Source organism: Arthrobacter sp. CAN_A214 (genome assembly GCF_015751955.1).
Classification (GTDB): domain Bacteria; phylum Actinomycetota; class Actinomycetes; order Actinomycetales; family Micrococcaceae; genus Arthrobacter_D.
Genome location: NZ_JADOUU010000002.1, coordinates 82,767 through 102,225 on the forward strand (window position 1 = coordinate 82,767; position 19,459 = coordinate 102,225).

The following is a 19,459-nucleotide window of genomic DNA, read 5'->3' on the forward strand; positions in this document are numbered from 1 at the left end:
CATTATCTGAGACGCAAGTCCTCGGACTGGCGGGACCTGCGGCAGCGCTGGTTCAGTTACGGAGAAGCCTTGGTGGACCAGGGAGAGCGGCGGAGGAAAGCACATGGGAAAAACACTTGCTGAGAAGGTCTGGGACTCGCACGTCGTCCGGAAGGGCGAAGTAGTCGGTTCCGAAGCGCAGCCCGACCTCCTCTACATCGACCTGCACCTCGTGCACGAGGTCACGTCCCCCCAGGCGTTCGAGGGACTGCGGCTTGCCGGCCGCCCCCTGCGCCGGCCGGACCTCACCATTGCGACGGAGGACCACAACACTCCCACGCTGGACATCGATAAGCCCATCGCGGACCTCACCAGCCGCACGCAGATCGAGACCCTGCGTAACAACTGCCGCGAGTTCGGCGTGAGGCTGCATTCGCTGGGAGACGCAGAGCAGGGCATCGTGCACATCATCGGCCCGCAGCTCGGCCTCACGCAGCCCGGACTCACCTTGGTGTGCGGCGACTCGCACACGTCCACCCACGGCGCCTTCGGAGCGCTCGCCATAGGCATCGGTACCTCCGAGGTGGAGCATGTGATGGCCACCCAGACGCTGTCCCTCAAGCCCTTTCGGACCATGGGCATCACAGTTGAGGGCACCCTGAAGCCGGGCGTCACCTCCAAGGACATCATCCTTGCGATCATCGCGAAGATCGGGACGGGCGGCGGCCAGGGGTACGTGCTCGAATTCCGCGGTTCCGCCATCCGCTCGCTGTCGATGGAAGCCCGCATGACGATCTGCAACATGTCGATCGAGGCCGGCGCCCGGGCCGGCATGGTGGCGCCCGACGACATCACGTTCGATTACCTCAAGGGCCGCCCGCACGCGCCGCAGGGTGCTGACTGGGATGCTGCAGTCGCCGACTGGCGGAAACTGCGGACCGACGACGACGCCGTGTTCGAAGCCGAGGTGTTCCTCGATGCCGACGACCTCGAGCCCTTCGTGACCTGGGGTACCAACCCCGGCCAGGGCGTGTCGCTCTCGCAGTCGGTTCCTGCCCCGGAGGATTTCGCCGACGAGAACGACCGCGCCGCCTGCGAGCGCGCCCTCGAGTACATGGCGTTGGTGCCCCGTACTCCCATGAAGGACATCCGCGTCGACACGGTGTTCCTCGGCTCGTGCACCAACAGCCGCATCGAGGACCTGAGGATCGCCGCCGACATCATCCGAGGCCGGGAAAAGGACCCCGCGATCCGGATGATGGTGGTCCCCGGCTCCGCACGCGTGCGCCTCGAGGCCGAAGCCGAGGGCCTCGATCAGGTGTTCAAGGACTTCGGGGCGGAATGGCGTTTTGCCGGTTGCTCCATGTGCCTCGGCATGAATCCCGACCAGCTGGCGCCGGGGGAGCGGTGTGCCTCGACGTCCAACCGCAACTTCGAGGGACGCCAGGGCAAGGGCGGGCGCACGCACCTCGTCTCTCCCGTGGTGGCTGCCGCCACGGCGGTCCGCGGCACCCTGAGTTCGCCGTCGGACCTTGACCCGGTACCCCCGCTCGGGGCACTCCGGCCCTCCACCACCGCAACCGCCGCCGTATAGGGGATCGACATGGAAAAGATCACTACCCACACCGGAATCGGCGTCCCGTTGCGCCAGAGCAATGTGGACACCGACCAGATCATCCCGGCCGTTTACCTCAAGCGGATCACCCGCACCGGCTTCGAGGATGCGCTCTTCGCGGCCTGGCGCAAGGACGAGAACTTCATCCTGAACCGCGAACCGTACACCCGCGGCTCCGTGCTGGTAGCCGGCCCCGATTTCGGCACCGGTTCCTCCCGTGAGCACGCCGTCTGGGCGCTGAAGGACTTCGGCTTCAAGGCCGTGCTGTCCTCCCGTTTCGCGGACATCTTCCGGGGAAATTCAGGAAAGCAGGGACTCGTTGCCGCCCAGCTCGCACAGGATGACATCGAGCTGATCTGGAAGGTCCTGGACAACGAACCGGGTGCCGAGGTGACCGTCGACCTCCAGGCACGGACCGCGGTATGCGGAAGCGTCACGGCTCCCTTCCAGATCGATGACTACACGCGCTGGCGGCTGCTCGAAGGCCTCGACGACATCGGCCTGACGCTCCGCCACGAGGAAGATGTCACCGCATTCGAGGCGAAGCGGCCCTCCCACAAGCCGACCACCCTGCCCGCACTCCTACAGAGCTGACGTCTCCGCGGAGACCGTGCATTCAAACGTGTGATCCTCATTGCATCGGGAATTCCAAGCCGCACATGGCGGTTCTTGAAGGTATGCGAGGGCAGGGACAGGTGCCCCCGTATTTCTGTTGTTGCCTGTATGCTCCTATGCTTGGATGAGCATCCGTGCGCTCTGGGGACTTCTAAAGCATGAGGAATAGGTATTGATGGGTAGCGTTCTGACAATCCGCGGTGGAGTGCCACTGACAGGAAAGGTCTCCGTTCGGGGTGCCAAGAACCTGGTGCCGAAAGCGATGGTCGCCTCACTGCTCGGCAACACGCCGTCGGTGCTGCGCAACGTGCCGGAGATCAAGGACGTCGAGGTCGTCACGAGCCTGCTGAAACTCCACGGCGTGGAGGTGACGAAGGATCCGGTCACGGGAGACCTCACCATGGATCCACGCGACGCCAAGATGGCGCAGTCGAAGGACATCGACGCCCATGCCGGGGATTCCCGCATTCCCATCCTGCTGTGTGGCCCCCTGATGCACAGCATTGGGGAAGCCTTCATCCCGGATCTTGGCGGCTGCAAGATCGGCGACCGGCCCATCGACTACCACCTCGAGGTGCTGCGCAACTTCGGTGCAGTGGTGGACAAGCGACCCGGCGGAATCTCGATCTCCGCCCCCAAGGGCCTCCATGGCGCCAAGGTCCACCTGCCCTATCCCAGCGTCGGAGCCACCGAGCAGGTCCTCCTGACGGCAATCCGCGCGGAGGGCATCACCGAGCTCTCGGGTGCCGCCGTCGAGCCGGAAATCATGGACCTCATCGCGGTACTCCAGAAGATGGGGGCCATCATCACGGTTCAGACGGACCGCGTGATCCGCATCGAGGGCGTTCGCGAACTGAGCGGCTACAACCACAAGGCCATCTCCGACCGCAACGAGACGGCGTCATGGGCGTCGGCGGCCCTGGTTACCAAGGGTGACATCTACGTGGAGGGCGCGCGCCAGCTCGACCTCACCGCGTTCCTCAACACGTACCGGAAGATCGGTGGAGCCTTCGACGTCGACGACGACGGCATCCGCTTCTACCACCCGGGCGGCCCGCTGAAACCGCTCGTCCTCGAGACCGATGTGCACCCCGGGTTCATGACGGACTGGCAGCAGCCCCTCGTCGTCGCACTCACCCAGGCGGCGGGCGTATCGATTGTCCACGAAACCGTGTACGAAAACCGCTTCGGCTTCACTGAAGCGCTCATCCGCATGGGTGCGAACATCCAGGTGCACCGCGAGTGCCTCGGCAGCGTCCCCTGCCGGTTCGGACAGCGCAACTTCCTCCACTCCGCGGTTATCTCGGGACCGGTGCAGCTGCATGGCGCCGACATCGACATCCCCGACCTCCGCGGCGGCTTCAGCCACCTCATCGCTGCACTCGCGGCGAAAGGAACGTCCCGGGTCACCGGGATCGAACTGATCAACCGGGGCTACGAGCGCTTCCAGGACAAGCTGGAGGGTCTCGGAGCCGACTTCGACCTGACGGAGGATGTCCCGGCTGTGGCCGCGGCAATGTCCTAGGGTACGTTGGCAGTCATGACCGATTCAGCTGCTTCGCGGCTTACTTTCAGCGTTCTTGGCGTCACTGTTCGGCCACTGCTCAACCTGATGATGCGCAAGGAGTGGCGGGGAACCGAAAAGTTGCCCCGGGAATCCGGCTTCATTGTCTGTCCGAACCACGTCACGGAGATCGACCCGCTGGTCGTTGCGCATTTCCTCTTCAACCAGCGCGTCATGCCGCACTTCCTCGCCAAGGCATCGCTCTTCAAGGTGCCGGTCATGGGTTCCCTGCTGCGCGTCATCGGGCAGGTGCCGGTAGAGCGGACGACGGCGGGCGCCAACAAGTCGCTCGAGGCCGCCCGCGCAGCCATTGCGAGCGGAGGTGGCATCATCATCTATCCCGAGGGGACGCTGACGCGTGATCCCGCCCTGTGGCCCATGAAGGGACATACCGGAGCAGCGCGGCTTGCCCTGCAGACGAAGGCGCCGGTGGTGCCCATGGCCCACTGGGGTGCGCACGAAGTCTTCCCGCCCTATGCGAAGCGCTTCTACCTGTTCCCGCGGAAGACCTCCCGGGTGCTGGTCGGAGAGCCGGTGGATCTCAGCGAGTTCGACGACAAGCCCATCACGCGTGCCACTCTCGACGCCGCCACCGACCGGATCCTCGACGCCATCACTGCGCTGCTGGCCGAATTGCGCCAGGAGGAGCCGCCGGCGCAGCGGTGGGATGCCACCGCGCGGCAGCAGAAACCAACGGGTAGGGACTTACCTGCCAACGGTGAGGGTGCTGCGTGACGAACGATACTCCGGGTAGCCGAGCTGAGGCCGACCACCAGCCCGGGCGATCAGGCCGGCCGGAGCTGTCTGATCAGCCAGTGCGGTCGAGTTCGCCAATGCATCTGAACCAACCTGTGCATCTGAACCAACCCGTGCAGTCGAATCAGCCAGTGCGTTCGGGCCAGCCGGTGCGCGTCGCCGTCCTGGGGGCCGGAAGCTGGGGGACCACCTTCGCGAAGGTCGTCGCCGACGCCTCAAGCGACTGCCGCGTCCGCCTGTGGGCCCGCCGTCCCGAGGTCGCCGACGAGATCAACAGCTCGCACCGGAACAGCAGGTATCTCGGCGATACAGCACTTCCAGCGAACCTGACGTCCTCAGCCGATGTCGCCCTGGTGCTCGAGGACGCGGAGCTCGTGATCCTCGCGGTGCCGGCGCAGTCGCTTCGGGCGCAGCTGGCCGGCTGGAAGCCGCTCCTGCCCGAGGGTGCCGTCGTCGTTTCCCTGATGAAGGGTCTTGAAGTCGGGACCGACGCTCGGATGAGCGAGGTGATTGCGCAGGAACTCGGTTTGCCGGAGGACCGCATCGCCGTGGTGTCCGGGCCCAACCTCGCCCTTGAGATTGCACGGCGCGAGCCCACGGCCTCGGTCGTGGCATGCCCGGACCACGAGGTCGCCTCCTGGATTGCCGCGGCGTGCACCGCAACCTACTTCCGCCCGTACACCTCCACCGACGTGGTGGGTGTGGAGATCGGCGGCATCGTCAAGAATGTCATCGCGCTCGCCGTCGGGATCTGCGAGGGGCGACGGATGGGCGACAACACGAAGGCGTCGGTCATCACACGCGGCCTCGCCGAGACCACGCGCCTCGCGGTTTCCCTCGGCGGCAGGGCGGAGACGCTTGCGGGACTGGCCGGCATGGGCGACCTGATTGCCACGTGTTCCTCGGCGTTATCCCGCAACCACACCGCAGGGCACCTGCTGGGACAGGGCCTCACCCTCGAGCAGGTGACCGTGCGGATGAACCAGACGGCGGAGGGCATCAAATCCGCCCAGGCCGTCCTGGACCTTGCCACCCACCTCGGCGTCGACATGCCCATCACCAACAACGTGGTGGCGGTTCTCCAGGGTGCGATCTCCGTCGACGACCTGGGGCCCCGCCTGTTGGCCCGTGACCTCAAGCCGGAAGGCGAACACTCCCTGTGAATACCCCTGCCGTTGCCGCTCCGCCGCGGAAGCCTCGCGTCCTCGTCCTCTTCGGTGGCCGATCGAGCGAACACGCCGTCAGCTGCGTGACTGCCGCCGGTGTCCTCCAGGCGATCGACCGGCAGAAGTACGACGTCGTTCCCGTGGGTATCGCCAGGAACGGCCAGTGGTCGCTGGTTGCGGCCGACCCCGCGCTCTGGTCGCTCCGCTCCGACACCCTTCCCGAGGTTCCTGCGTCCCCGGAATCAGTAGTGATGGGCACAGCTTCCGGCCCGGATGCCGCCGCGGGACAGGAACTCCTGGTGACTGCGCCGAATTCGGTGCCGCGCAGCCTCGGTGGGGTGGACGTGGTGCTTCCGCTGCTGCACGGCCCGTTCGGTGAGGACGGTACGCTGCAGGGCATGCTAGAGATGGCGGATATCCGCTATGTGGGCGCCGGAGTGCTGGCATCGGCCGTGGGCATGGACAAGCACTTCATGAAGGTGGTCTTCGCTGGGGCCGGACTCGACGTCGGACCGTACGAGGTGTTCACTGACCGGCAATGGAGAGGGAACGCTGCCGCGTGCCTTGAACGCGCGGCAGCACTTGGATTCCCCGTCTTCGTCAAGCCTGCCCGGGCCGGGTCCTCGATGGGGATCAGCAGGGTGGAGCGGGTCGAGGAGCTTGCGGCAGCGGTGGAGCTCGCCCGGACCTTCGACCCCAAGGTGATTGTCGAGGCCGGCATCGTGGGCCGCGAGATCGAGGTGGCGGTGCTCCAAGGGCGCGGCACCGCTGACCCCCGCACCTCGCTGCCCGGCGAGGTGGCAGTGCAGCCCGGAGACCACGAATGGTACGACTTCGAGGCGAAGTACGTGGACGGCGGCGCTGCCGAGCTCAGCTGCCCGGCGGACCTGCCCGACGACGTCACGGCTCGGGTGCGTACCCTGGCGGGCCAGGCGTTCGACGCCGTGGGCGCCGAGGGGCTGTCCCGGGTGGACTTCTTCTACACTCCGTCCGGGGAGCTCCTGATCAACGAGATCAACACTCTGCCCGGGTTCACACCGATCAGCATGTACCCGCAGATGTGGGCGAAATCCGGCCTCGGGTACACAGACCTCATCGATGAACTGATCGGCCTCGCGCTGAGCCGAAACACAGGGCTCCGGTAGCGTCGGGCTCCGTTAGCATCGGATGCCGTTAGCGTCGGGCCCCCGCCGGGTCTGGCTCCGGTACCCCAAGCATTGATCGGGGCTGGCTCCGGTAGCGTCGGGCTCCGCCAATGCAGTCACCTGTCGCTTCAGGAGTCGAGTTACTCAGGCCTGGATCAGGAGCACGCCCGCGAGCGAGATGGCCCCCAGGAATCCCGTGGACAGGGCGCCGACCACCACGGCGCGGCGACCGGTCCGAACGAGCTGGCGGATATCGATGCCGGCCCCGAGCCCGAACATACCGGCCGCCAGAAGAAGTGTCGCGGCAACGGACGCTGCCTGCAGGGCGGGTTCGGGCACCAGCCCGGTTGACCGCAGGGCAACCATCGCGAGAAATCCGAGCACGAAGAACGGCACCATCGGAGTGCGGGTAGCACCGGAGGTGGTGACGGTCGTGCGCCCGTTGACTGTGCTCTCCGCGCTGGAGGCATTGGTCCCGGTGCCTTCAGCTGTCGTTCGTCGGCTGTCCGCAATGGCAGCCCGCTGTCGTTCGCCAAGAGATGTCACCGCTGCCACCGGTGCGAGCATCAGGACGCGCCCCAGCTTCACCACGGTGGCGACGGCGAGTGCCGTCGCACCGGCGGTTCCGGCGACGGCCACCACCTGCGCCACTTCGTGGACGGCGAGGCCGGACCACATGCCGAAGCTCTCCTCGCTCAGCCCGAGCAGTCCGTTGAGGAGGGGCAGGGCAAGAATCATCAGCGACCCGTACAGCGTGACCATCGCGACGGCGCTGGCGGTTTCGTCGTCGTCCGCGTTCACGATGCCCTGCAGGCCGGCGACGGCCGAGGCTCCACAGATGGAGAATCCCGCGGCCATCAACGTAGCACCCGCCCGCGTGAGCCCCAGCCGCCTCCCGACGGAGAGGGTGAAGGCGAAGCTCAGCGCCACGCACACCACGATCAGGACGAGGACCTGGAAGCCCAGCGCCAGGATGTCCGGCAGGGCGAGCTGGAGGCCCAGCAGGACGACACCGGCGCGCAGCAGCTTCTTCGTCCCCGCCTTCACCCCCGGTCGGAGGGCCGGCCGGTACAGGCCCGTATTGCCCAGCAGCACTCCGAGTACCAGGGCGATCACCAGGGAACCGATGACGGTCTGGACTGATCCCAGCCAGACGGCGACGGCGACCCCTGCCGCCACGACAGCCAGCCCCGGCACCAGCGGTCCGGTGCGCGTCCGCAGATCGGCTACGCGGCTGGACAGTACTGGGGGCATGGAGGGCTGCCTTCCGGGATCGATGGGGATGAGCGCACACGCTTCCCGTGATTCTTTCACGGGATCCTTGGCGCGTCCCGGCGCCAACACCTAGCCGGCGATGAGCTTCCGCGCTGCAGCGGAGTGTTCCGCGATGAGACCGGCAATGTCGAGACCCGGGATCTGCCCGTCCACCACGCGCCAGGTCCCGCCGATCATCACGCGGTCGGCCCTGTCTGCGGCACAGAGAAGAAGTGCCGCGATGGGGTCGTGACTTCCCGAGAACCGCAGGTCATCGAGTTTGAACAGTGCGAGGTCTGCCTGCATGCCCGGAGCCAACTGGCCCAGGTCTGGCCGGCCCAGCACTGCGGCCGAGCCCTTCGTCGCCCAATTCAGCGCTCGCTCCACCGGAACCTGCGCGCCGTAGCGCAGCCGTTGCAGGTACAGCGCCTGGCGCGTCTCAAGGATCATGTTCGAGGCATCGTTGGACGCCGAACCGTCCACGCCCAGCCCCACGGGCACGCCCGCAGCTTCCAGCTCCAGGACCCGGGCCGTGCCGGATGCGAGCCGCATGTTCGATGTCGGGCAGTGTGCGACGCCTGTGCCTGCAGCTCCCAGCCTGGCGATCTCGTCGTCGGTGAAGTGGATGCCATGGCCCAGCCAGGTCCTGCTGCCCAGCCAGCCCACGCTTTCCAGGTAGTCCACAGTCCGCAGGCCGAAGATCTTCCGGCAGAAGTCCTCCTCGTCGAGTGTTTCAGCGAGGTGCGTGTGGAGCCGCACGTCGAGCCGTTCGGCCAGCAGCGCGCTTTCGACCATGATCTCCTTCGTCACGGAGAACGGCGAGCACGGGGCGAGAGCTATCTGGATGACGGCCCCGTCACCGCGCTCGTGGTACTGACCGATCAGCCGCTCGCTGTCGGCCAGGATCACCTCCGGTGCCTGCACCGTTGACTGCGGCGGCAGGCCGCCGTCGTCCTGTCCCAGCGTCATGGATCCACGGGTCAGGGTGGCGCGCATGCCGAGCCGGCGGACCGCTTCGACCTCGATGTCGATTGCGTGTTCCATTCCGTCCGGAAACAGGTAGTGGTGATCGGCCGCAGTGGTGCAGCCCGAGAGCAGCAGTTCGGCCAGCGCGGCAGTTGCTGCCAGTTCGAGGTCCCTCGGCGTGAGCCGTGCCCACACCGGGTAGAGGGTTCGAAGCCAGGGGAACAGCGGGGCGTTCGCCACCGGACCCCAGGCGCGAGTGAGCGTCTGGTAGAAGTGGTGGTGGGTGTTGATCAGGCCCGGCAGCAGTACGTGGCTGCCGGCATCGAACGTCTCGTCGCAGGGCGACGACGGCTGCTGACCCGCCGCAAGCACCTCCGCGATTTTTCCCCCACTGACGACGACACCACCCGAGGCATCGAGGGAGTTGGCGGTGAAGGCCGCCTGGGGGTTCCGGATCCACAGTCGGGATCCGACTGGAAGGTGGCCTGCTGGAGCGTGCGTGGCGGGAAGTTGCGCGCCGGAGGGGGAGTGGGTCATGGGAATCCTTGCCTGGTAGCGACCTAATGGTTGTTCAGCTCAGTTAGGCCCTGTCTGCTGATCCAGGCGTACCGCGGCCGGTGGCCGGGGCGGTACGGAATAAGGGTAGGGGCTGGGGCCCAACCCGTCAACGTCGGCCCGACTGCCGGGACGAAGGACATGCAGCCCGGAGAACGACGGGCGCACCCGGAGAACGACAGGCGCACCCGAAAACTGCGGGCCCACCCGAGGAGGACACCCACCCGCATCAACGACAGGCGCACCGGATAAGCCCGGTGCGCCTGTCGTTTTCAGGTGAGGTGACCGCTCAACATGCAGATAGCGGTTCCGGTAACCCCTAGTAGATCAGCCCGTCGGCCCATGCGCTGGGAGTACCGAAGCGGTGCGCGGTGATGCTGACCGACTGCTCGTGCAGGAAGGGCAGCAGTTCGACGCGTCCGGCCTCGGTAACCGGGTGGGAATAGACCGCGATGTCCGGCCGACCCCCGGTGGCCACCGCCAGGGCGCTGGCGTCCCCGCCGATCAGGCGGATGCGGCCGGCGTCGTGCTGCGCCGCGGAGGCGAGCCAGGAATCGTCGTCCTCCACGGTGACAGCGACCGCCAGAAGGCGCGCAGCGGTGCCGACGGCACTGGTCAGTTCGACGGCGCTCGAGATCCGTACCTCAGAGCCTGCAGCGGCCGCGGCCAGGAGCACCCGGAGCAGCGCGGCCACGGGCTCACCCTCGGAGAGCCTCACCGTGACCGGCAGGGGCAGGTAGCGCAGCACGTTGCGTTCCGCGGACAGGGCCGATACATCCTTCGCGGTGCCGAACTCGGACGCCCAGGCTGTGGCATCGGATGCAGCGGAGCGCTGCAGGAATGCAAGGTCGCCGTCGTCAAGCCCTGACTCTTCCGCTGCCGACGCTGCCGCCTCGAGGAGCGGCTGCGCAGCCGGAACCGGTTCGGCCGATACGGTGGACGCACGGCTTTCCCAGCCGCCCAGCCCCATCAGGTAGTTGGGACCGCCGGCCTTGGTGCCCGCGCCCACGGCTGACTTCTTCCATCCACCGAATGGCTGGCGCTGCACGATCGCCCCCGTGATGCTCCGGTTCACATAGAGGTTTCCGGCCTGGACGCTGTCGATCCAGGCCTCGATCTCGGAAGGGTTGAGCGAGTGGAGCCCCGCGGTGAGGCCATAATCCACCTCGTTCTGGATGGCGATGGCCTCCTCGAGGGTTTCGGCGGTCATCACGCCGAGGATCGGGCCGAAGTACTCGGTGAGGTGGTACGTCGAACCGCGCTTGACGCCGGTGCGGACGCCCGGGCTCCACAGGCGGCCCGATTCATCAAGGCGGCGCGGCTCCACCAGCCACATCTCGCCTTCGCCGAGGGTCGTGAGGCCGTCAAGGAGCTTGCCGCCCGCCGGTTCGATGATCGGGCCCATTTGTGTGGCCGGATCAGAGGGGTAGCCCACTTTCAATGAGGTGACGGCGTCCACGAGCTGGTTCCGGAACCGGCGCGATTCGCGCACGCTTCCCACCAGGATCACGAGCGAGGCGGCTGAACACTTCTGGCCGGCGTGGCCGAAGGCCGAGTAGGCAACATCCTTGGCCGCAAGGTCGAAGTCCGCGCTCGGCGTCACGATGACCGAGTTCTTTCCCGACGTTTCGGCCAGCAGGGGCAGGTCCTCGCGGAAGGACCGGAAAAGCTCCGCGGTCTCGTAACCGCCGGTCAGGATGACGCGGTCCACGCGGGCGTCCGAGATGAGCTGGGTGCCGAGCGATTTCTCGTCGAGCTGGACCAGGTGCAGGACGCCGCGGGGAACACCCGCTTCCCACAGCGCCTCGACCATCACCGATCCGCTGCGCTGGGCCTGGGTGGCCGGCTTGATGATCACCGCGGACCCGGCAGCCAGTGCGGCGAGTGTGGATCCCGCGGGAATGGCCACGGGGAAGTTCCACGGAGGTGTGACCACGGTTAGCTTCGACGGGACGAAGATGGCGCCGTCGACGTCGTCGAGCCCGCGCGCAAGCTCCGCATAGAAGTGGGCGAAGTCGATGGCCTCGGAAATCTCAGGGTCCGACTGATCGAGTGTCTTTCCTGTCTCCGACGCCATGACCTCCATCAGGTCGGCCCTGCGGGCCGCGAGGGCGTCCCCTGCGCGGTGCAGGACGGCGGCACGCTCGGCGCCCGTGAGGCCGCCCCAGGCCTCGGCTTCACCCACGGCCGTTCCGATCACGGCGTCCAGCGCTGCCGGGTCGGTGACGGTGGTCGACTCGACGAGCGCCTTGCCCAGCTCCGAGGTTTCCACGCGCTCCAGCACGGCGCGACCCCAGGCGCGGTTCGCGGGGAGGGAGGGGTCGGTGTCCGGTGTGTTCGCGAAGCTGTCCGCAGGTGCAGGTAGTTCCGTCTGGCTCCGGTCCTGTGTCCGGTTCGGCCCCGGGACGGTGTTGTCCAATGCGTCGAGCGACCGCAGGAAGCGCTGCTCCTCACGGGCGAAGAGCGCCTCATTCTCCGACAGTTCGAAGACCGCCGACATGAAGTTCTCCTGGCTGGCGCCCTCCTCGAGCCGACGGATCAGGTAGGCGATGGCGACGTCGAACTCTTTCGGGTGCACCACCGGGGTGTAGAGCAGCAGTGAGCCGACGTCCTTCTTGACTGCTTCCGCCTGCCCCTGCGCCATGCCGAGCAGCATCTCGAACTCGATGCCGTGGCGCACGCCGCGCTCCCCGGCCAGCAGCCAGGCGAAGGCTAGGTCGAAGAGGTTGTGCCCGGCGACGCCGACGCGGACGTTGGCGATGCGGTCCGGCTGCAGGGCATAGTTCAGCACGCGCTTGTAGTGGGTGTCCGATTCCTGCTTCGAGCCCCACGTTGCGAGCGGCCAGTCGTGGAGGAACGCCTCCACCTGCTCCATCGGCAGGTTGGCGCCTTTGACCACTCGGACCTTGATTGCGGCACCGCCCCCGGCACGCCGCTGCGCTGCCCACTCCTGGAGCCGGATCATGGCGGCGAGCGAATCGGGCAGGTAGGCCTGCAGCACGATGCCGGCCTCGAGGTCCCTGAAAGCGGGCTTGTCGAGGATGGCGGTGAAGACCGCGATGGTCAGGTCGAGGTCCTTGTACTCCTCCATGTCGAGATTGATGAACTTCGGTTCTGGAGCGGCGGCTGCGCGCTCGTACAGGGGAGTGAGTTTCTCCACCACGTGCAGCACGGCCTCCTCGAAAGCCCAGGCCGAGTGCGGCGACACGGTGGAGGACACCTTGATCGACACGTAGTCGACGTCGGGACGTGCCAGTAGCTTCATCGTGCCGTCGAGGCGCCGTTCGGCCTCGTTCTCCCCCAGCACTGCCTCGCCGAGCAGGTTGACGTTGAGCCGGACATCATCCCGGCGGATCCTGCCGATCGACCGGCCGAGCTTCCTGTCCGATGCGTCGATGATGAGGTGCCCCACCATTTCGCGCAGTACCATCCGGGCGATCGGGATGACCACCTGCGGCAGCGCGGGCGCGACGGCGGCTCCCACCTTCACGGCGGAGCGCATGTACCAGGGGAGGAAGGAGGGAACCTTCGGTGCGATGGCTGCCAGATTGCGGGCTGCGACGGACAGGTCCTCCGGGCGGATGACGCCGTCAACGAATCCCACCGTGAACTCGAGGCCGTGAGGGTCCTTGAGGACGCCGGCGAGCTGTTCAGCCGAGGCGTCCACGGGCACCTGGGAGGCCTCGGTGAGCCAGCGGCGCACCAGGGCGACGGTCTCTCCTGCGAGGCGGTCCGGGATGTCGCGCCGGTCTGCGGGGGTGCCCGCAGCTCCGGAGTCGAGGGGGCCGGCGGGGGGAAGGATGGTTTCCTGCCGGCTGGGGAGCTGGGTGGTCATAGTGCGGGTCCGTTCTCTTAACCGGAAACATCCCTTGTTTCCTTGATTCTCGACGCTTTCCTCCAGTATGGACTCGGCGTAGGATTAGCAAAAGTGGCCTTTATTCACCATTCATCTTCACTTCTGCTAACGAATTGGACAACTGCATGCTTGATGTCCGGAAGCTGCGACTGCTGCGGGAATTGAAGATCCGCGGAACCCTTGCCGAGGTGGCTACGGCCCTGAGCTACAGCCCCTCCTCGGTCTCCCAGCAACTGGCCCTACTCGAGAAGGAAGTGGGGGTGGAACTGCTGCGCAAAAGCGGCCGACGGGTGATGCTGACGCCGCAGGCCGAGGTGTTGGTGGCCCACACCGCAACCCTGCTCGAGACCCTCGACCGGGCGGAGGCGGATCTCGCAGCCTCCCAAACCACCGTGGCCGGGACGGTGAGGATCGCTGTCTTCCAATCAGCGGCGCTGGCCCTCATGCCGGATGCCCTGACCATGATGACGCGCGAGTTCCCCGACGTGCGGGTGGAGATGGTGCAGCGTGAGCCGGAGACGGCGCTGTACGAGATGTTCGCACGCGACTTCGACCTGGTGATTGCCGAACAATATCCGGGGCATGCTGCACCTCGGCACGCCGAACTGGACCACCTTCCGCTCACCACCGATGCCATCCGGCTTGCCGTTCCGCCTGCTGGGCTGGACGGCGGAGAAATCCGGAGCGTGGTCGACGCCGCAGGCTCGGCCTGGGTGATGGAGCCGCGTGGTGCTGCCTCGCGGCACTGGGCTGAGCAGGCCTGCCGGCTCGCAGGGTTCGAGCCTGATGTGCGCTACGAGACGGCCGACCTCCAGGCGCAGATCCGCCTGATCGAGTCCGGCAACGCGGTAGGCCTCATGCCGGACCTCATGTGGACCGGCCGGGAGACTACGGTGCAGCTGTTCGACCTTCCCGAGAATCCACGACGGTCCATCTTCACCTCGGCGAGGAAGGCCAGCGCGGAGCGGCCGGCGCTGCGAACCTGCCGCGAGGTGCTCGCCCGGGCCGCCGCCGTCGTCGCCGTCTGACGTCCCCGCCCATTGGGACCGAGCAATAAAGCGGCAGGTCCCGGCGTTGCACAAGTAGCTGCGGTGTCATGCTTTTCGGCGTCCGTGGTGATCCCCGATTAAGGTAGACAGATGCCCACTCAGTTAGATCCGGTCTCAGTCCCCGCCACGGTGGAGCGTGTGGCCGAGACCCTGCTGCCCACCAAGTACGGACTGTTCCGGCTGGTGGGCTACCGCGACGCCGAAAATATCGAGCATGTTGCGCTCATGCGGGGCATCGATGAGGAACCGGCGTCCCATCAGGCTTTTTCCGGCGATGCCCGCTCCAGTGCGCCCCTGGTGCGCGTCCACTCCGAGTGCCTCACGGGCGATGCGCTCGGCTCCTACCGGTGCGATTGCGGCGAGCAGCTCGACGCCGCGCTGCATGCCATCAGTGAAGAGGGTTATGGCGTACTGGTGTACGTGCGGGGCCATGAGGGCCGCGGTATCGGTCTGCTCGCCAAACTGAAGGCTTATGCGCTGCAGGACGCCGGGGTCGACACAGTGGATGCGAATACCTCGCTGGGGCTGCCGGTCGATTCACGCAACTACAACCAGGCTGCTGACATTCTTCAGGATCTTGGTGTCTCAAGGATCCGTCTCCTGTCCGCCAATCCCGCCAAGCAGGAGGCGCTCGAAGAGCTGGGCATCACTGTTGTGGAGCGGCGCGGCCTCGCCGTTCCCGAGCGTGCGGAGAACGCCGCGTACCTTGCCACCAAGCGTGCCCGCATGCGCCACGACAGGCCGGCGGCCGACGACGTCTGGCAGCAGTTGCTCTCAGGCTTCGCGCACCCCGTGGCCGGCGGTGTGGACGACGAGGACCTCGTGCATCGCTACGGTTTCATCGCGGCGACGCAGGGACCTTTGGTGCTGGCCCACCTGCGCCAGAGCCTCGACGGCTTCATCGCCTCAAGGTCCGGCGATGACAGCTTCCCCGGAGCGGTGGAGGACCACGGACACCTCGACCGGCTGCGGGCGCTGGTGGACGCCGTCGTCGTGGGGGTGGGCACCGTCCTCGCCGACGACTGCTCACTCACGGTGCAATCCGTCCGCGGGCCGAACCCGGCGCGCGTGGTCCTCGACCCGGGCGGCTCGACGCCCGTGACGGCTCGGGTGTTGACCGACGGCGCAGCTCCAACAGTGTGGATGGTCGGCGTGGACGCTGTGGTTCCGGACGATCTTGCCCGTTCCGTAAGTGTCCTTCGCGTGGGCGACGGAGGGTTCGAACCGGCAGCTGTCCTTGGTGCTTTGCGGGACATGGGTTTCGCGAAGATCCTCCTCGAGGGCGGGGGCAAAACCGTCTCACGCTTCCTCTCCGGCGGTTGCCTGGACCGGTTGTACCTGACGACGGCCCCGGTGCTGGTGGGCGACGGCGTGCCGGGCATCCGCTTCACAGGGTCCGAAGCGCTCGCCGATGCGCGGACAGCGCCGGTCCGCCGTTTCTTGCTCGGCCAGGATGTGTGCACCGAGTTCAATTTCGGGGCGTCGGGCTAACTTCCTCGGGGATAGGTTCAACACGCCCGTCGCCGCGCTTGCCCCCACTCCGAGCCGCCCCTGTTTGATTCAGTTCGACCGCCGTCGTTCAACTCAGTTCGAGCGCCGCCCGCAGGCTCTACTCGGAGTCGGAGACCCGCGAACTTTTCTTCTGAAGGCGGTCGATGTGCTCCGAGGCCTCAGCTTTGTTGATATCAGCCGGAATTTCCTCCCCTGCTTCGCGCGCCAGGGTATCGAGGTAGCTCCGCTGAGCCGCGGTCATGGGCTCGTCACCGGTCACCCAGTCCTCGGGATCGCGGTTGATGCCGCTGTTGGGCTCAGGAGTCGAACTGCCTAGTGTGTCTGCCATGTCGGTTCCCATCGGTCGTCGTGCGGTTGGACCATCAGTCTACTTACTTTCTGTTTTGGTGGTTTCTGTTTCGAGCCGGCTCGAGTGCTGCAAGCCTCCCTGCAGTTCGACAGCTGCAGGTTCCCGGCGTTCGTCGCTAATGCTCCAGGTTCTTCCGCAGCCACCTCCTCGAATGGCCAGCCAGCTTCAGCCTTCCCCCGGAGTAGCGCACGCCTCCGCGGTAGCGGCTGGCAACCGCTGCCCAGCTGCAGATGCCGCGTTCAAGCACCCACAGGGGCGCCCACAGGGCAGAGCCGGGAGGGAAGACAGCGCCGCCGTCGTTCCTGCGCCTACCTGCCTCGGCCATCACAACGACGGCGAGAGCTCCTGCGAGCAACCGTTCCGGCTTCAACACAGAGGCAAGAATGAACGGGAGGATCGAGAGCTCGACGGCAAGGCGGCCCGGTTGGGCGAAGCTGTCGTAGGCCTGCCGCACCCGCTGGCCGAGGAAGTGCCTTGTGCTCGGTGGGATCCTGGCGACGAAAAGATTGTCGGCCCGAATCTCCCTTCCCCTCAGTACCTGGATGGTGCGGATGAGCTCGAGGTTCTCGAAGAGGGCGTCGGGGCTGTAGCCGTTGGTGCTACCAAGCACTGATCTCCGAAGGGCGAGGGTGCCCGGGTAGTCGGAGCCGAAGGCGCGATTGAGCAGGGTTCTCGAGGTGTCCCAGCGGGCGTGCCAGGGCAGCTTCGAGAAGTAGTTCTGGGGACGGACGAGGTCTGCGTCATCGAGCAGCGTGACAATGCGTTCTAGTTCGTCGGATCGGTAGCGGACGTCGTCGTCGGCGAGGACGATGCGTTCATGCCGAGCTAGCGCGATGCCCGTGAGGACGCCGAAGGTCTTGCCGTTGCCGGTGTTAGTGCCATTGCTGTTGCCGTTACCGAAGCTGGCGCCGTTATCAAAGCTGGCGCCATTGCTGTTGCCGTTACCAAAGCTGGCGCCATTGCTGGTGCTCGTGCCGGTGTCAGTGCCATTGCTGGTGCTGAATGCCGGGGCGGGTCGGAGATGGCGCGCCCGGTGCGGTAGGTGGCGCCGATGCTGCTCGAAAATCTGCTGTTCAGAACCGTCGACCACGGTGATGTCCAACCACTCCGGCAACGACTCCAGATAGGCCGCGAGTTCATCTATGGGCCCGTTGTCCGCCCATTTCACGGGGAGGATGTACTACGCTGATAGCACCACTCCGGTGTACCTCCTGCTTGCGTGAATTTAGTGAATTGCGGTCGATCTGGGTCACACGCGTACCGCGGTTCTCGGGCGGCACATAAGTCCTTCGAAGCCTGCGTTTGCCTTGTGGATAACACTGCCCCTTTCCGTGTTCTGCACCTAGTGTAAGTAATGCATCGCAGGCATTCGCCGCACCACCTATGGGGGACATCAGTGCTTGGAGCGAATATTTTTGCAGGAATCCGATTACCGGTCACAGCCTTCGCGGTGGCCGGCGCGCTGCTCCTCACCGGGTGTCAGGGTACCGATCCCGGGGCGGGTCCTGTAACAAGTCCGACGACAACACAGCCCGGAACGCGCACGCCATCCCCTTCAACCTCCACTGCCTCTGCTGTGCCCGAGCCAACTCCGGCCTCGTCGGACGGGCCAGCTGCAAACTTGCCGGTGCCCATAAAGCCGCCGTTGGCCGATGAGAATACGAAGGAGGGTCTGGAGGCGTTCACGCGGTACTGGTTCGAACTTTTCGACTACGGATATGCAACTAACGACTGGACCGCCTTCGACGCAGTCACGGATCCCGGGTGTCTCAGCTGCAACAACGTTAGGGGGGTTGTTGACGACATATACTCCGATAATCGCTGGATAGCTGGTGGTGACTTTGAAGTAATCAACTATGTCAGTGACTTCGAAGTCAATACCGCGGGATCTGTCCAAGCTTTTGTTCATAACAAGCAATCTGCAATCACGTACTTTGAGTCGGATGGATCAGAATTGAGGAGGGATCCCGCCCCGACTCCAACCACTGACGTTGTTTTCGCTTCTCATGAGAATGACCAATGGGTTCTGGTGGACTACGGCAAGCCCGAAGGTTCATCATGATCTCCGTAACAGGCAGGTTCGGGATTCTGCTCCTATTTTCAGCATTTGCGATGCAGCCGGTGCCCGCTGCTGCTGCGGAAAAGGGGCAACCACCATCAGCGCACGCCTCAGGCAACACAGTCGTAGCGACCGGGTCTTCAAAGACGGTCCAAGGACGGTCTAAGCCACAAGGTACTGCTAGTGGCCAGATTCCGCCTGCACAACCCGCTGCGCTCCCTGCCCTCGATGACGGTTTCTCGCTCATTTATGAACGAGCATGCACAAGCGATGTCGGTGAAAGTCTTGATTCAGCGACGTGCGTCCGGCTCAACGCCAGGTGCACGGCAGAGGAAGACGGGGTGCTCGTCAACTGGATCCAGGTCAACAATAACGTTGCTCCACCGACACAAACTCCCACCGGCCGATCTTCGTGCATCTATCCGGGACAGGAGCCGGAACCACCGGTTGAGGGAGAGCCCGCCGAGGCTCCTATCATCATCAGCATCGACGAATACCAGAGCCAGCCGATAATCCAGTCCGTTGTTATCTCCCAGCCGCAGAATTTCGGATTGAAGAATGCCCATTCCAATGTGTACGCGCAGGCACAGGAGCAGGAATTCGCCTTCGAGTTCCGGGACGCGCAAATCAACCTCCGCGCATGGCCCGTGTCCTATGAATGGAACTACGGCGACGGTTCCAGTGTTGTTACAACGGATTCCGGAGGGCCTGTCGCAGGCAACGGCTTCGATACCCAGACCCGGACAAGCCACCAGTACCTCGACACCGGGGACTACACAGTCACCCTCACGACGTACTTCGCCGGCGACTACTCGGTGAACGGAGGGCCCTTCCAACCCGTAGCCGGCCAGGCCAGAGTTGCTTCCGCCCCACATGTCATGAGTATCTGGCGTACCGAGGGGCACAACGTGTCCCAGAACTGCTTTGAGAATCCGGCCGGGATCGGCTGTCAGCCGCCGGCTGACAGGTGACGCCGCGCCCTCCGGGACTCACCAGCAATCACGAGGACCTTCCAAGCT

Annotated in this window: 15 protein-coding genes; 10 read left to right on the forward strand and 5 right to left on the reverse strand. The window is 65.6% G+C overall.

Translation table 11 applies throughout. The annotated features are described in order from the left end of the window. Nucleotides 1–103 precede the first annotated feature (103 nt). The 6 genes from leuC to IWX65_RS02270 all read left to right on the forward strand — a co-directional run bounded on the left by leuC (nucleotide 104) and on the right by IWX65_RS02270 (nucleotide 6,840). On the forward strand, nucleotides 104–1,573 hold the full coding sequence (gene leuC, locus IWX65_RS02245) for a 3-isopropylmalate dehydratase large subunit (RefSeq protein ID WP_196880845.1): 1,470 nt from the start codon (nucleotides 104–106) through the stop codon (nucleotides 1,571–1,573). A gap of 9 nt (nucleotides 1,574–1,582) precedes the next feature. Next, entirely contained in the window at nucleotides 1,583–2,188 is a 606-nt protein-coding gene (gene leuD / locus IWX65_RS02250) for a 3-isopropylmalate dehydratase small subunit (RefSeq protein ID WP_196880846.1), read from the forward strand. 196 nt (nucleotides 2,189–2,384) lie between these two features. Further along, the gene (gene murA, locus IWX65_RS02255) at nucleotides 2,385–3,734 is read left to right on the forward strand and encodes a UDP-N-acetylglucosamine 1-carboxyvinyltransferase (RefSeq protein WP_196880847.1); all 1,350 of its coding nucleotides are present in this window, start codon (nucleotides 2,385–2,387) and stop codon (nucleotides 3,732–3,734) included. 15 nt (nucleotides 3,735–3,749) lie between these two features. Then, entirely contained in the window at nucleotides 3,750–4,508 is a 759-nt protein-coding gene (locus IWX65_RS02260) for a lysophospholipid acyltransferase family protein (protein WP_196880848.1), read from the forward strand. 98 nt (nucleotides 4,509–4,606) lie between these two features. Beyond that, complete coding sequence (locus IWX65_RS02265) at nucleotides 4,607–5,692, forward strand: NAD(P)H-dependent glycerol-3-phosphate dehydrogenase (RefSeq protein WP_196880849.1); 1,086 nt, start codon at nucleotides 4,607–4,609, stop codon at nucleotides 5,690–5,692. After that, nucleotides 5,689–6,840: a D-alanine--D-alanine ligase family protein gene (locus IWX65_RS02270; protein WP_196880850.1), complete on the forward strand. Its 1,152-nt coding sequence runs from the start codon at nucleotides 5,689–5,691 to the stop codon at nucleotides 6,838–6,840. Before IWX65_RS02265 ends, IWX65_RS02270 begins: the two co-directional genes overlap by 4 nt. Nucleotides 6,841–6,984: 144 nt before the next feature. On the opposite strand, the gene IWX65_RS02275 is transcribed toward IWX65_RS02270, so the two are convergent. The 3 genes from IWX65_RS02275 to IWX65_RS02285 all read right to left on the reverse strand — a co-directional run bounded on the left by IWX65_RS02275 (nucleotide 6,985) and on the right by IWX65_RS02285 (nucleotide 13,450). Next, nucleotides 6,985–8,094, reverse strand: coding sequence for a YeiH family protein (locus IWX65_RS02275; protein WP_196880851.1), 1,110 nt, complete (start codon nucleotides 8,092–8,094; stop codon nucleotides 6,985–6,987). Between the two features lie 90 nt (nucleotides 8,095–8,184). After that, the gene (locus IWX65_RS02280; protein WP_196880852.1) at nucleotides 8,185–9,597 is read right to left on the reverse strand and encodes an 8-oxoguanine deaminase; all 1,413 of its coding nucleotides are present in this window, start codon (nucleotides 9,595–9,597) and stop codon (nucleotides 8,185–8,187) included. A 337-nt stretch (nucleotides 9,598–9,934) separates the two neighbouring features. Continuing rightward, a complete protein-coding gene (locus IWX65_RS02285; RefSeq protein WP_196880853.1) occupies nucleotides 9,935–13,450 on the reverse strand; it encodes a bifunctional proline dehydrogenase/L-glutamate gamma-semialdehyde dehydrogenase in 3,516 nt (1,171 codons plus the stop codon). 146 nt (nucleotides 13,451–13,596) lie between these two features. Between IWX65_RS02285 and IWX65_RS02290 the strand changes: the two genes are divergently transcribed. Together IWX65_RS02290 and ribA are read left to right on the forward strand one after the other, a co-directional pair. After that, on the forward strand, nucleotides 13,597–14,499 hold the full coding sequence (locus IWX65_RS02290) for a LysR family transcriptional regulator (RefSeq protein WP_196880854.1): 903 nt from the start codon (nucleotides 13,597–13,599) through the stop codon (nucleotides 14,497–14,499). 111 nt (nucleotides 14,500–14,610) lie between these two features. After that, complete coding sequence (gene ribA, locus IWX65_RS02295; protein WP_196880855.1) at nucleotides 14,611–16,011, forward strand: GTP cyclohydrolase II; 1,401 nt, start codon at nucleotides 14,611–14,613, stop codon at nucleotides 16,009–16,011. A gap of 118 nt (nucleotides 16,012–16,129) precedes the next feature. On the opposite strand, the gene IWX65_RS02300 is transcribed toward ribA, so the two are convergent. Together IWX65_RS02300 and IWX65_RS02305 are read right to left on the reverse strand one after the other, a co-directional pair. Beyond that, nucleotides 16,130–16,360 carry a DUF3072 domain-containing protein gene (locus tag IWX65_RS02300; RefSeq protein WP_334683599.1) on the reverse strand — a complete coding sequence of 77 codons (231 nt, stop codon included), beginning with the start codon at nucleotides 16,358–16,360 and terminating at the stop codon, nucleotides 16,130–16,132. Between the two features lie 136 nt (nucleotides 16,361–16,496). Then, nucleotides 16,497–17,549, reverse strand: a complete 1,053-nt coding sequence (locus IWX65_RS02305; RefSeq protein WP_196880857.1) for a glycosyltransferase family 2 protein — start codon at nucleotides 17,547–17,549, stop codon at nucleotides 16,497–16,499. Between the two features lie 186 nt (nucleotides 17,550–17,735). Between IWX65_RS02305 and IWX65_RS17665 the strand changes: the two genes are divergently transcribed. Together IWX65_RS17665 and IWX65_RS02315 are read left to right on the forward strand one after the other, a co-directional pair. Then, complete coding sequence (locus IWX65_RS17665) at nucleotides 17,736–18,443, forward strand: DUF6318 family protein (protein ID WP_334683600.1); 708 nt, start codon at nucleotides 17,736–17,738, stop codon at nucleotides 18,441–18,443. 338 nt (nucleotides 18,444–18,781) lie between these two features. After that, nucleotides 18,782–19,411, forward strand: a complete 630-nt coding sequence (locus IWX65_RS02315; protein ID WP_196880859.1) for a PKD domain-containing protein — start codon at nucleotides 18,782–18,784, stop codon at nucleotides 19,409–19,411. Nucleotides 19,412–19,459: the final 48 nt, after the last annotated feature.

Bases quoted from the DNA above. Each gene is read 5' to 3' on its own strand.
- leuC (WP_196880845.1), top strand. From the start codon at position 104: ATGGGAAAAACACTTGCTGAGAAGGTCTGGGACTCGCACGTCGTCCGG.
- leuD (WP_196880846.1), top strand. From the start codon at position 1,583: ATGGAAAAGATCACTACCCACACCGGAATCGGCGTCCCGTTGCGCCAG.
- murA (WP_196880847.1), top strand. From the start codon at position 2,385: ATGGGTAGCGTTCTGACAATCCGCGGTGGAGTGCCACTGACAGGAAAG.
- IWX65_RS02260 (WP_196880848.1), top strand. From the start codon at position 3,750: ATGACCGATTCAGCTGCTTCGCGGCTTACTTTCAGCGTTCTTGGCGTC.
- IWX65_RS02265 (WP_196880849.1), top strand. From the start codon at position 4,607: ATGCATCTGAACCAACCTGTGCATCTGAACCAACCCGTGCAGTCGAAT.
- IWX65_RS02275 (WP_196880851.1), bottom strand. From the start codon at position 8,094: ATGCCCCCAGTACTGTCCAGCCGCGTAGCCGATCTGCGGACGCGCACC.
- IWX65_RS02280 (WP_196880852.1), bottom strand. From the start codon at position 9,597: ATGACCCACTCCCCCTCCGGCGCGCAACTTCCCGCCACGCACGCTCCA.
- IWX65_RS02285 (WP_196880853.1), bottom strand. From the start codon at position 13,450: ATGACCACCCAGCTCCCCAGCCGGCAGGAAACCATCCTTCCCCCCGCC.
- IWX65_RS02290 (WP_196880854.1), top strand. From the start codon at position 13,597: ATGCTTGATGTCCGGAAGCTGCGACTGCTGCGGGAATTGAAGATCCGC.
- ribA (WP_196880855.1), top strand. From the start codon at position 14,611: ATGCCCACTCAGTTAGATCCGGTCTCAGTCCCCGCCACGGTGGAGCGT.
- IWX65_RS02300 (WP_334683599.1), bottom strand. From the start codon at position 16,360: ATGGCAGACACACTAGGCAGTTCGACTCCTGAGCCCAACAGCGGCATC.
- IWX65_RS17665 (WP_334683600.1), top strand. From the start codon at position 17,736: ATGCATCGCAGGCATTCGCCGCACCACCTATGGGGGACATCAGTGCTT.